Below are 12182 nucleotides of genomic sequence, written 5' to 3' on the forward strand. Positions count from 1 at the left end.
CGGGCGTGGCGCGCCCAGAAGCCTTCGTAGTCGCGTTCGGCTTCGTCGCACAGCGCCTGGTAGGCCTCCATGCTGGGAACCGCGGCCTGGCTGGCGAACGACTCGGGCGGGTTGAACACGCGGTGCTCGTGCATCACCGATTCGATGGCGGACATAGACTCGTCTCCTGATTTTGGACTGGCTTTGGCTGCCAAGTTACGCCCGACGGCTTACTTAAACCTGACGGTCGGCGGCTGCTGCTTGCGGTGATGGGGCACGAACCCGCTGCGATGCATGCTGCAACGCAACGGGAAAGATCCTGCCTTCGGGGGCGAAAGTGCAGCCTTCTCCATTAGGCTAGCACAGCTATAATGCCGCGAGCCCTATACCTGAACGCGGCGCTTACCCTTGCCGCGGCCAACTCCACGCTTGCACCGGCTTGATCCGCAATCCATCGCGCCACCCGCGATCGTGGCCGCCGGCTGACCAAGGCATCGAACGTGCCCGCCAACACCTCCCCCGCTGCGACTGCGACTGCGACTGCGACTGCGACTGCGACTGCCACTGCCACTGCCACTGCCCAACTTTTCTCCCCGGTCCATGCGCTGTTCCTGCTCGGATCGATGGCTCTGGTCGGCAGCAATGTGGGGCTGGGCAAATCGATCATCGCGCATGTGCCGGTGTTGCTGTTCGCGCTGCTGCGCTTCGTCATCGCCATCGTCTGCCTGGCGCCCTGGTACCGGCCGGCGCGCATGCGCCGGGTGTCGCGCGCCGAATGGCTGAACCTGTTCCTGCAGGCGTTCTTCGGCACCTTCCTGTTCACGCTGCTGATGCTCAACGGCGTGCGGCTGACCAGCGCCATGGCCGCCGGGGTCATCACCAGCACCATTCCCGCGACGGTGGCGATCCTGTCCTGGGTGGTGCTGCGTGAACGTCTGTCGCGGCGCACCGTGGCCTCGGTGCTGCTGGCAGTGGCGGGCATCACCGTGCTCAACATCGCCCGCGGCGAAGCGCACGGCGCCGGCGCGAACAGCCAGGCATGGCTGGGCAATCTGATGATCCTGGGCGCGGTGCTGTGCGAATCGATCTACGTCATCCTGTCGCGACGCCTCACGCAAACGCTGGCCGCCATCGAGATCTGCGCCTATACGCACCTGATCGGCGGCCTGCTGATGCTGCCCCTGGGGCTGGTGCCGCTGCTGACTTTCGACGCCTCCGCAGTGCCGGCGCAGACCTGGCTGATGCTGCTGTGGTATGCGCTGTCGGCCAGCGTGTTCTCGTTCTGGCTGTGGATGAAGGGCATCCGCCATGTGCCGGCGCAACTGGCGGGCGTGTTCACCTCGGTGCTGCCGGTGGCGGCGGCCACTTACGGCATCGTCGTGCTGGGCGAGCAGCCGCGCTGGCCGCATGGCGTGGCGCTGGCCTGCGTGCTGGCCGGAATCGTTCTTGCAAGCCGGCCGGGCCGGATTTCGCGCGGCGCCTGGCGCGGCAAGGCGGCGGGCGCCGATCCGGGCGCGGGGGCCTGACCGGCACGGCATGGCTGTGGTTACGGCTGGTAACACAGCATTGCCATCGTCGCTTGGTACAATCCACGCCGATTTTCAACTCGCCGCGGTTTTCAACTCCGCCCCGCCCATGGCTTCCAATCCAATGACCAAGCCGCAGGCCCAGAGCCTGCGGCCGATCCCGAGCATCATCTTCGCGTCGCGCTGGCTGCAATTGCCGCTTTACCTGGGCCTGATCGTGGCCCAGGGCGTCTATGTCTACCATTTCCTGATCGAAGTCTGGCATTTGCTGGCGCATGTAACCGAGTTCGACGAGAACAAGATCATGCTGGTGGTGCTGGGGCTGATCGACGTGGTCATGATCTCCAACCTGCTGATCATGGTGATCGTTGGCGGCTACGAAACCTTTGTCTCGCGCCTGGGCATCGACAACCACCCGGACGAACCGGAATGGCTGGACCATGTCAACGCAGGCGTGCTCAAGGTCAAGCTGTCGATGGCCCTGATCGGGATTTCGTCGATCCACCTGTTGAAGACGTTTATCGACGCGGAACAGCGCACCACCCACACCATCATGTGGCAAGTGGCCATCCATGTGGCGTTCCTGGCTTCTGCGGTGGCGATGGCGTGGGTGGACCGGATGGTGTCGCACCCGGTCGGCGCGCATGCCAAGCGCGAGTCGCATTAAGACCTGCACAAGCCGAGGCTTGCCTCCTGACCGCGGCCATGTGCCGCGGTTTTTGCTTTTGGCATGCCGCGGCCGCGTCATGAGATCCATGCGCCATATCTGAAGGCTGTAGACCAATGTATGCAGCCGGGCAGACTGCCCCGGCTCGGTGTATGATTTCGGGCTGTGTTTCACCGCTGCCCACCCCACAAAATGACAGTCATCAAGCAAGAAGACCTCATCCAGAGCGTCGCCGACTCCCTGCAGTACATCAGCTATTACCACCCGATGGACTACATCACCAGCCTGGGCCGCGCCTATGAGCTGGAGCAGAGCCCGGCGGCCAAGGACGCGATCGCGCAGATCCTGACCAACAGCCGCATGTGCGCGGAAGGCAAGCGCCCGATCTGCCAGGACACCGGCATTGTCACGGTCTTCGTCAAGGTGGGGATGGACGTGCGCTGGGACGGCGCCACCATGGGCCTGACCGACATGATCAACGAGGGCGTGCGCCGCGGTTACACGCACCCCGACAACGTGCTGCGCGCCTCGATCGTCAGCCCGCCCGAAGGCGGCCGCAAGAACACCAAGGACAACACCCCGGCCGTGATCCACTATGAAGTGGTGCCGGGCAATACCGTCGACATCCAGGTCGCGGCCAAGGGCGGCGGCTCCGAGAACAAGTCCAAGTTCGTGATGCTGAACCCGTCGGACTCGATCGTCGACTGGGTCCTGAAGACCGTGCCGACCATGGGCGCGGGCTGGTGCCCGCCCGGCATGCTGGGCATCGGCATCGGCGGCACCGCCGAGAAGGCGATGGTGATGGCCAAGGAATCGCTGATGGAATCCATCGACATCCAGGACATCATCGCCCGCGGCCCGAAGGACTGGGTCGAGGAACTGCGCGTCGAGCTGTACGAGAAGGTCAACGCGCTGGGCATCGGCGCGCAGGGCCTGGGCGGCCTGGCCACCGTACTGGACGTCAAGATCATGGCCTGCCCGACGCACGCCGCATCCAAGCCGGTCGCAATGATCCCGAACTGCGCCGCCACCCGCCACGTGCACTTCACGCTGGATGGCAGCGGCCCGGCGAAGCTGGAAGCGCCTGACCTGTCGCAATGGCCGAAGGTCGAGTGGGCACCGAACACCGAGACCTCAAAGCGCGTCGACCTGAACACGCTGACGCCGGAAGAAGTCGCCTCGTGGAAGCCGGGCCAGACCCTGCTGCTGAACGGCAAGATGCTGACCGGCCGCGACGCCGCGCACAAGCGCATCGCCGACATGCTTGCCAAGGGCGAGAAGCTGCCGGTGGACTTCAAGAACCGCGTGATCTACTACGTCGGCCCGGTCGACCCGGTGCGCGACGAGGCGGTCGGCCCGGCGGGTCCCACCACCGCTACGCGCATGGACAAGTTCACCGAGATGATGCTGGCCGAAACCGGCCTGATCTCGATGATCGGCAAGGCCGAGCGCGGCCCGGCGGCGATCGAGGCCATCAAGAAGCACAAGTCGGCCTACCTGATGGCCGTTGGCGGCGCCGCCTACCTGGTGGCCAAGGCAATCAAGGAAGCCAAGGTGGTCGGCTTCGAAGACCTCGGCATGGAAGCCATCTACGAGTTCGAAGTCAACGACATGCCGGTAACGGTCGCCGTGGACAGTGAAGGCACCTCGGTCCACAAGACCGGCCCCGCCGAGTGGCAGGCCAAGATCGGCAAGATCCCGGTCGCCGCGCTGTAAGCAGCGCCACACGCCGAGGCGGTAGAATCTGCCTTCGCGCTCGAAAAAGCCGGGTTCCGACCCGGCTTTTTTCTGCCCTCTTCTTTCCAGTCGTCCTCGCATCCCCGTGAACCCAGCACCCATCGGCGTCTTCGATTCCGGCCTTGGCGGCCTGTCCGTGTTGCGTGAGATCCGCGCGCTGCTGCCGCATGAATCGCTGCTGTACCTGGCCGACTCGAACTACGCGCCTTACGGCGAGAAGCCCGAGACGTTCGTCGAGGCGCGCACGCTGCAGGCTTGCGAATGGCTGCTCGGCCAGGGCTGCAAGGCACTGGTGATCGCCTGCAATACGGCGACCATGCACGCGGTGCAGACGCTGCGCGAGCGGCTGCCGGTGCCGATCATCGGCGTCGAGCCCGGCCTCAAGCCGGCCGCCGCGGCGAGCCGCAGCAAGGTAGTGGGCGTGCTGGCGACCGCCAACACGCTCAAGAGCGCCAAGTTCGGGCGGCTGCTGTCCTCGCTCGAAGGCGAAAGCCGCTTTATCTGCGAGGCAGGCCTTGGCCTGGTATCGCTGATCGAGCAAGGCGACCTCGACGGACCCGCCGTGCGCGAGCGCCTCGGTGCCTATCTCGCACCCATGCTCGAAGCCGGTGCTGACACGCTGGTGCTGGGCTGCACCCACTACCCTTTCCTGTCCGGCACGATCCGCGAGATGGTCGGAGACCAACTGGCGCTGGTTGACACCGGCAGCGCCATTGCGCGCCAGCTCGCCCGCAAGCTGGCCGAGCACGGCCTTGCCGCGGACGCCGGCGCGCTGCCCCGCGACCGCTTCTTTTCAACCAAGGACGCCGCGCACTTGCGTGCGATGGCGGCAGCGCTGCTGCGGGTGGACGCGGATGCGGAAACGGTGGTGATCGAACCGGCGCCGGGCTTCTAGCCGGCGCCTGCCCCCTGCTGCAGGTTGTCGTTATTGCAGGAAACCCAACGGCCGGTGCTCCCGCACCTCCGGCTTGATGGCATGTTCCTGGCGCAGCTGCGCCAGGAACTCGTCCGGCGTCAGGGCCTCGCCGAGCAGCACGCACTGGCGCTTGACGGTGGCGAAGTCTCCCGGCGTCAGGCAATCCATCGCGTCCAGCTCGCGCCGCATGCCATCGGTAAGCAGCGTGGCGTCGCCGCCCAGCGCTTCGTCGACGAACATCGCCGCCCGCTGCTCCGGCTTCAGCGACAGGAAGCGGATCTTGAACGAGAAGCGCCGCAGCGCGGCCTCGTCGATGCGGTCGAACAGGTTGGTGGTGCAGATGAAGATGCCGTTGAAGCGCTCCATGCCCTGCAGCATCTCGTTGACCTCGGAGATCTCATAGTTGCGCACCGCCTGCTGGCGGCTCTGCATGAAGCTGTCCGCCTCGTCCAGCAACAGCACCGCGCCGTCTTCCTCGGCGCGCGCGAACATGGCCGCGATCTGCTGCTCGGTCTCGCCCACGTACTTGCTCATCAGGTCCGAGGCACGGCGGATCATCAGCGGCAGGTCCAGCTCGGCGGCGATATGTTCGGCGAGCGCGGTCTTGCCGGTGCCGGGCGGCCCATAGAAGCACAGTGTGCCGCGCTGGCGCACGCGCAGTGCGTCGACGATCTTCGCCACCTCGTAGCGGGTTTCCAGGTGCAGGTTTTCCAGCCGGTAATGCGTGACCACCGGGCGGGCCTCGGCCTCCGGACGCAGGCCCATGGCGCGGTCGGCGTGCTCGAGCTGGCGCAGGATCAGCGCTTCGACCGGCTCCGCCACATCGGGCCGCGCCAGTTCGACAAAACGCGCCGCCGATTGCACTTGTGCCGGCGTCAGCGTCTTGCGCCCGGCCAGGCCGCTGATGAAGGCATCACTGACATCGAGTCCGCCCAGGTGCTTGCGGATGATGTTCTCGCGCACCAGCGGCGGCGGGATCTTCAGCTCGAGGTGAAACTGGAAGCGGCGCAGGTAGGCAGGGTCGATCTGCCGGATCGAGTTGGAGATCCAGATCACCGGCACGGGGTTCTGCTCGAGCGTCTGGTTGACCCAGGCCTTGCCATTGACCGACGCGCGCGTATCTTCCTGGCCAAACAGGCTCATGAGCTCGCGCGCGCTGCCTGGGAAAACGTCTTCCACTTCATCGAACAGCAGCGCGGTATGCGCACGGCCGCGCAGGAAGGCCTGCGACACCTGCAGCGAACGGTAGCGGTCCTTGCCCGACAGGCTGTTGCCGTCGCGATCCAGGCAATCCACCTCGTACAGCTCGCAACCGGCTTCGCGCGCCAGCAGGCGCGCGAATTCAGTCTTGCCGGTGCCGGGCGGCCCGTAGATCAACACGTTGACGCCGCTGGCGTGCTGGCGCGTGGCGTTGGCCAGCAGCGCGCACAGATAGCGAGCATCGGTCTCGACATGCGGGTAGTCGGCGACGGTCAGCGTGGGCGGCGCGGCCGGGCGGGTGAACACCGCCATCATCTCGGCTTCGTTGGCGTAATTGCCCAGCAGCACGTGCAGCAGGCGATCGGACAGGCGCATCAGGTCGCCCAGGTCGGTCACGCTGTTCTCGGGCAGCGGCTGCTCGATCAGGTTCAGCGTTTCGAGCCGCGAGCCCGGGCGCAGCGAAGCAGCCACGTCGGCGGCGCCGGCGCCGGTCAGGCCGGCGAGGATCTGGAAGGCTTCCTGGCTGTGCGCCACCTTGCAATCGACCATCACCGCGCGCAGGTCGCGCTTGTACTTGGCCAGGGCCGCGTACAGCAGCAGCTTGCGCTCGTGGTCGGGCAGGTCCAGCACACGGCTGAGCATGTCGATATTGCGCACCAGCAGCACGCGTTCGCCGTCCAGCCGCTGCGCGATGGCTGCGGCCGAGGCGTCAAACACGGCGAACATGTCCTTGGCGTGGTGCTTGACGTACTCGTCGAGGTAATAGAACAGCGCGCTTTCGTCGAAGGCGCTGTTCCACTGGCCGTGGCGGTCCAGGAATTCCTCGGGCGTCAGCCGCGCCGCCCCCTTCCAGGCGGGCATGTCGGCGCAGCGGGCAGCCAGAAAGCGCTGCACGCGCAGCACCACCCCGTATGGCCACACCATTTCCTGCGCGCTGACAGTCAGCACATCATTGATATTGCTGCGCAGGTTGAAACGCGGACCCAATGCGCACACCACGCGCAGGGCAAACTGCGCGCACATCCAGTCCAGCGCGGAACTGGACGACACCCCAGGCATGGAGCGCAGGAGCGTCGATCGGTCATCTTCAGCGGAACGTGTGAAATCCATGGACGGTTCCCCGAGCTCGCCGTGGCGGGGCCGACCGACCGGCGCACCGCCTCGTCTGCAGTTTCTTCCTATGCTAGCGCGCTTTGCCCCCCACCGCGCGGGGGTGGGCAAGCCTGCGGCCAGCGACTGTGGCCTGGGCCACCGAAGCTACGGATCCTTGCGGGCGCGCAAACCCGCCCAAGATAGCGCCAACCGCTCCACAATGCTGCCTGATCTGGCGGTATAACTTGCCGCGGCAGAAAATTCCAGTTGCGACGCACAAATCACAACAAATAAGAATCATTATCGTTTATACTAGCGAGCTGACACGCTGCCCCAGAGTGGCGCTCCCACGGCAACCCAGTTGAAGGAGCGTTTATTATGGAATTGCTGCTTAGCCTGCTGGTCGGTTGCGGCATCTCGCTGATCCTGTTCTACCGCAAGTGACGGCGCACGGTCGCTGCTGCTGCTTGTTCCGAGCCAGGCCATCCTGCGCCTGCCGGCAGACTTTTGTTGTTGACACATGTTCGACCAACGCTTCTTCAAGATTACGCTCGCCGTCCTGCTGTTCCACGCCGGCCTGCTCTACCTGATACAGAGCGGCCTCGCCCGCAAGCTGACCGAGGCAGTGATCGCCCCGGAGATCGTCGCGCGCATCATCCCGCTCGAACCGCCCAGGCAAGAGGCCCCGCCAGAGCCGCCCAAACCAAAGCCCAAGCAGGAAACGCCGCCGAAGCAGGTCAAGGTGACCACGCCCAAGCCGGCGCCGCAGCCAAAGCCGACTCCCCAGCCAGTCGCCAATCTGCCGCCGACCCCGAGCGCCCCGGAAGCGCCGGCTGCACCGCCTGCGCCGCCCGCGCCGCCTGAACCCGCGCCGGCGCCCGTTTCCGCCGCGCCGCGCGCCGTCGGCATCGGCGAAATCCAGTGCACGCCGCCGCAACCGAAGTATCCTTCCCAGTCGCGCCGCATGGGCGAGACCGGCAAGACGGTGGTGCGCCTGACGACAGATGAAGGCGGCAAGGTCATCAAGACCTCCGTGGTGTCGTCGAGCGGCTCGTCGCGCCTGGACCAGGCCGCGGTGGAAGCCGTGCAGGCCATGCGTTGCAAGCCTTACATGGACAACGGCCGCGCCGTCGCCGTCACGGCGCAGCAGCCGATCGGCTTCGAACTGAACTGAGCGCCGGTCCGCTGCGTGCCATACCGGCTTACCCGATTCCCGATCATCTGATCTGACCTAAACCAAGCGAACTCACCAGGAACCAACCCATGCAGGACCTCGGACTCTCCCACCTCTGGACGCAAGGCGACTTCGTCATGCGTGCGACCGCCATCATTCTGCTGATCATGTCGCTCGCCTCCTGGATCGTGATCTTCACCAAGGCCTGGGATCTGGTGCGCCTGAAGAAGATGGCGCAAGGCGCGGAAAAGCGCTTCTGGCACTCGGACGACTTCGACCATGCGCTGGAAACCCTGGGCGCCAATGACGCCAATCCGTTCCGCACGCTGGCCATCGCCGGCAAGGAAGCCGCCCAGCACCACCGCGCCAGCCAGCCGCAGCTGCATGACGTGATGGATATTTCCGACTGGCTGACCCGCTCGCTCAAGAGCTCGATCGACGAGGCCGTGGCGCGCATGCAGTCGGGCCTGGCTGTGCTGGCTTCGGTGGGCTCGACCGCGCCGTTCGTCGGCCTGTTCGGCACCGTGTGGGGCATCTACCACGCGCTGATCGGCATCGGCGCCTCGGGCGTGCCGACCATCGACAAGGTCGCCGGCCCGGTGGGCGAGGCCCTGATCATGACCGCCTTCGGCCTGGCCGTGGCAATCCCCGCGGTGCTGGGCTATAACGCACTGACGCGTGGCAACAAGGCAGTGATCTCCAAGCTCAACCGCTTCGCCCACGACCTGCACGCCTACTTCGTGACTGGCGCCCGCGTGCGTCCCACCGGTGCCCGCAACGAAGACGGCACCGTGCGCCTGGCCGCGGCCCAGCGCTAATCCGCAAGCAAGGAAGTCATCATGGCATTCGGTACTCTCGACGGTGACGACGACGAGGTGATGAGCGAAATCAACATGACGCCGCTGGTCGACGTCATGCTGGTGCTGCTGATCATCTTCATCATCACCATCCCCGTGATCAACCACGCGGTGAAGATCGACCTGCCGCGCGCCACCAACTCCCCGAACGATCCCAAGCCGCAGAACATCAACGTCTCGATCGACGCCAGCGGCAAGGTGTTCTGGAACCAGGTGGAAGTGGACCAGGCCACGCTGGAAAGCAATATCGCGCTGGCCGCGCAGCAGCAGCCGCAGCCTGAACTGCACCTGCGCGCCGACCGCGAGGTGCGTTACGAGCGCGTGGCCGAAGTCATGGCCGCCGCGCAGCACGGCGGCCTGGGCAAGATCGGCTTTATCACCGAACCCAAGCAGTAAGGCGCGCACCGGCAGGTGTTGCGCGCAAAGGAAGGGCATCCCGCGGGATGCCCTTTTTCGTTTACTGGCTGCACGCCGCTGCAAATCGCTGGTCCGGACCGCCGTTTGTCGAATTTTTGATCTGGATTATTGTAATGATAACAATTCTCATTTATTATTCTTCCATCGACTGCGCCATCGATGGCGCACCCCTGATGCCTTTCCCCTGCGCGCTTAAAGCGCCAGCCAGACCCGGAGCCAGATGATGAGCACTCTTTCCCTGCCGCTGTCGCAACCGCGTGAAGTCACCCGCCGCCGCCTGTCGCTGCGCCGTGTCGACGTGGCCCAGCCGCGCCGCGAGACGGCAGCCGCGAAAGCAGCCCCGTCGACGATCGCATCCATGAAATCGGCCGTAGCCGCCCTGCCCGCCCGCCTCGAGGCGTTGGTGCGCGACAGCCTGTCGTCGGCGCCCGCTGGCGAGCCGGTCGCACTGGACTCGATCATGCGCGGCAACAGCACGCTGCCCATCCTGCATAACGGCGAGGTCTACACGCTGCGCGTGACGCGCTACGGCAAGCTGATCCTGACCAAGTGACCCATCCTGGCGGCAAGGCCATGCGCTGAAGCCAACGGGAACAGTTCGACAATGTTTTGAGGCCCGCGTCTGCCGCGGGTGCCACGCAAGTGGCAGTACAGCTTTTGTGGGGACCACCTCGGAACGAGGTGTTGGGCAGTAGCCAGGTGCTTGCGCCGCGGCGGGAATTCCAGACCCCTCGCCATATCGACCGCACCCAGCCATGCCCTCTTTTATTCCGCCCCGCAGGCGTGGCCTGCGGGGCTTTTTCATGCGGCGGCAGGCGCCGCGCATCGGGATCCTGGTATTACAGGCCCAGAGCGGCGATGCCGGCGCGCGCAACCTGCGCGTCTTCGGTCGACTTCACGCCCGAAACGCCGACGGCACCGACCACCTGCTCGTTGGCGACGATGGGCACACCGCCCTCCAGCATGCCCTGCAGCACCGGCGCGGTCATGAACGAATAGCGGCCGTTGTTGATCATGTCTTCGTAGATCTTCGATTCACGACGGCCCAGGGCGGACGTACGGGCCTTCTCCGCGGCGATATGGGCCGAGATTGGCGCGGCGCCGTCCAGGCGCTGCATCGCCAGCATATGGCCGCCGTCGTCGACCACGACGATGGACACGGCCCAGTGATGGTTCTTCGCTTCGGTTTCCGCCGCGGCCATGATCTTCTTCACATCGTCTGCCGTCAGAACCGTCTTTTGCTGCATGCCACTCTCCTGGTCATTCATTTGGTTGGAGGTCGAAGTATACCCCGCACCCCCTGCCATCGTCATCGCGCCCACTCGGCAAGCGGCGGGCAAAAAAATGGCCCGCACCAGGCGGGCCATCCATCATGCAGACACTGCGTCGATCAGGCGCCGTCGGTGTACGGATCCGGCTTGCCCATACGGGCGCCGTCGGTGTAAGGGTCTGGCTTGCCGATGCGCGCGCCGTCGGTGAACGGGTCGGTCTTGCCGACGCGGGCGCCATCGGTGAACGGATCGACCTTGCCCATGCGGGCGCCGTCCAGGTACGGGTCAGGCTTGCCGGTCGCGGCGAACGAGGCGGTGGACACTGCGCACAGCGCGGCCAGCACGGAGGCGGCGGCAATCGATTGTTTGAGCTTCATGAGATTCCCCTAGCAATTCTGGTCGGTACGGGCACCGCGGCGACTTCTGAAACAAAGAGAGCCGCTGTCACCGCGATGTCATGCCTGTAGTTTAGGGAAAACCCTGATGACCATGGACGTGACGCTTTGAGCAGTCCGTTCAAATAATTTGACCAGGCTCAAGTTAGGGAATCATTCTGGGAACCGGCGCCCACGGCTCGTGTCGCCATTCGCAAGCGCAAAAGGAAAGGGCCCCGCAGGGCCCCTGTCATCCGCAGCGTATTGGCGCTGGCCGGTCAGTCGTGATGCCAGCGGCCATGACCGCGGTGGCCCGGCGGACCATAGTAGCCGCGGTGATGGCCATAGTAACGCGGCGGGCCATAGTAACGCGGGCCATAGTAGACCGGACGCGGACGCACCACCACTGCCGGCGGGCCGTAGTAGACCGGCGCCGGCGCGACCACCACCGGCGGGGGCGCATAATAGGCCGGAGCGGGAGGATAGTAGGCCGGTGCGCCAACCACGACGCCCGGAACGCCGATCGCGACGCCGACGCTCACATGGGCCATCGCGGCCCCGGATGCCAGCCCGGCTGCGACACCGAATGCTGCGAGCCACCAACGTTTCATATCCGCCTCTCTCAAAAGTGAGATTTCTCTTACCCGGTATTTTAGGGCGCCGGAATTTTCCAGGTGCAACCGAGCGCACGACATTGTTACCAGCCGTAACAGTGCGTCACTTTTTTCTTTCGCGACGCCATCTTCTTGACAAACCGAATTTAAGGCTGCGGCGCACTTGCATCCGGAATGCGAACCCACCACAATACCGGGCTTGCCGTGCGGCCGTGGAGAAATTGGTAGACTCAGCAGACTTAAAATCTGCCGCCTTTCCAGGCTTACGGGTTCGAGTCCCGTCGGCCGCACCAGGGCCACCGCAGCGGCAACCCTGCGCCCAAAGCAAAAGAGGAGGCCACTGCCCCCTCTTCAGATC

The 12182-nt window shown here is 65.2% G+C and carries 12 protein-coding genes and 1 tRNA gene; 9 read left to right on the plus strand and 4 right to left on the minus strand.

Annotated elements, in window-relative coordinates; all coding sequences use genetic code 11:
- The first annotated feature begins 584 nt into the window (after positions 1–584).
- The 4 genes from J8I82_RS30695 (at position 585) to murI (ending at position 4804) form a co-directional block, all read left to right on the plus strand.
- Positions 585–1505 (plus strand): DMT family transporter, encoded by a 921-nt coding sequence (locus tag J8I82_RS30695; RefSeq protein WP_280908553.1) that lies wholly within the window; start codon positions 585–587, stop codon positions 1503–1505.
- A 109-nt stretch (positions 1506–1614) separates the two neighbouring features.
- Positions 1615–2172, plus strand: a complete 558-nt coding sequence (locus J8I82_RS30700) for a TIGR00645 family protein (protein ID WP_209763320.1) — start codon at positions 1615–1617, stop codon at positions 2170–2172.
- A 192-nt stretch (positions 2173–2364) separates the two neighbouring features.
- A complete protein-coding gene (locus J8I82_RS30705) occupies positions 2365–3888 on the plus strand; it encodes a fumarate hydratase (RefSeq protein ID WP_209763321.1) in 1524 nt (507 codons plus the stop codon).
- A gap of 106 nt (positions 3889–3994) precedes the next feature.
- Complete coding sequence (gene murI / locus J8I82_RS30710) at positions 3995–4804, plus strand: glutamate racemase (protein ID WP_209763322.1); 810 nt, start codon at positions 3995–3997, stop codon at positions 4802–4804.
- Positions 4805–4834: 30 nt separating this feature from the next.
- On the opposite strand, the gene J8I82_RS30715 is transcribed toward murI, so the two are convergent.
- Positions 4835–7135: an AAA family ATPase gene (locus tag J8I82_RS30715; protein ID WP_209763323.1), complete on the minus strand. Its 2301-nt coding sequence runs from the start codon at positions 7133–7135 to the stop codon at positions 4835–4837.
- 502 nt (positions 7136–7637) lie between these two features.
- Here J8I82_RS30715 and J8I82_RS30720 point away from each other — a divergent pair.
- The 4 genes from J8I82_RS30720 (at position 7638) to J8I82_RS30735 (ending at position 10118) form a co-directional block, all read left to right on the plus strand.
- Positions 7638–8291, plus strand: coding sequence for an energy transducer TonB (locus J8I82_RS30720; protein WP_209763325.1), 654 nt, complete (start codon positions 7638–7640; stop codon positions 8289–8291).
- 89 nt (positions 8292–8380) lie between these two features.
- The gene (locus J8I82_RS30725) at positions 8381–9109 is read left to right on the plus strand and encodes a MotA/TolQ/ExbB proton channel family protein (RefSeq protein WP_209763327.1); all 729 of its coding nucleotides are present in this window, start codon (positions 8381–8383) and stop codon (positions 9107–9109) included.
- Positions 9110–9130: 21 nt separating this feature from the next.
- Positions 9131–9544: an ExbD/TolR family protein gene (locus tag J8I82_RS30730; RefSeq protein WP_116322220.1), complete on the plus strand. Its 414-nt coding sequence runs from the start codon at positions 9131–9133 to the stop codon at positions 9542–9544.
- A 244-nt stretch (positions 9545–9788) separates the two neighbouring features.
- On the plus strand, positions 9789–10118 hold the full coding sequence (locus J8I82_RS30735; protein ID WP_209763329.1) for a hemin uptake protein HemP: 330 nt from the start codon (positions 9789–9791) through the stop codon (positions 10116–10118).
- Positions 10119–10404: 286 nt separating this feature from the next.
- On the opposite strand, the gene J8I82_RS30740 is transcribed toward J8I82_RS30735, so the two are convergent.
- The 3 genes from J8I82_RS30740 to J8I82_RS30750 form a co-directional block, all read right to left on the minus strand.
- A complete protein-coding gene (locus J8I82_RS30740; RefSeq protein WP_209763331.1) occupies positions 10405–10812 on the minus strand; it encodes a heme-binding protein in 408 nt (135 codons plus the stop codon).
- Positions 10813–10955: 143 nt separating this feature from the next.
- On the minus strand, positions 10956–11213 hold the full coding sequence (locus tag J8I82_RS30745; protein ID WP_209763333.1) for a hypothetical protein: 258 nt from the start codon (positions 11211–11213) through the stop codon (positions 10956–10958).
- 275 nt (positions 11214–11488) lie between these two features.
- A complete protein-coding gene (locus J8I82_RS30750) occupies positions 11489–11821 on the minus strand; it encodes a hypothetical protein (protein WP_209763335.1) in 333 nt (110 codons plus the stop codon).
- Between the two features lie 209 nt (positions 11822–12030).
- On the opposite strand from J8I82_RS30750, the gene J8I82_RS30755 reads away from it, so the two are divergent.
- A tRNA-Leu gene (locus tag J8I82_RS30755) sits at positions 12031–12117 on the plus strand.
- Positions 12118–12182: the final 65 nt, after the last annotated feature.

This window comes from Cupriavidus consociatus, from assembly GCF_017814975.1.
In the GTDB taxonomy this organism is placed as follows: domain Bacteria; phylum Pseudomonadota; class Gammaproteobacteria; order Burkholderiales; family Burkholderiaceae; genus Cupriavidus; species Cupriavidus consociatus.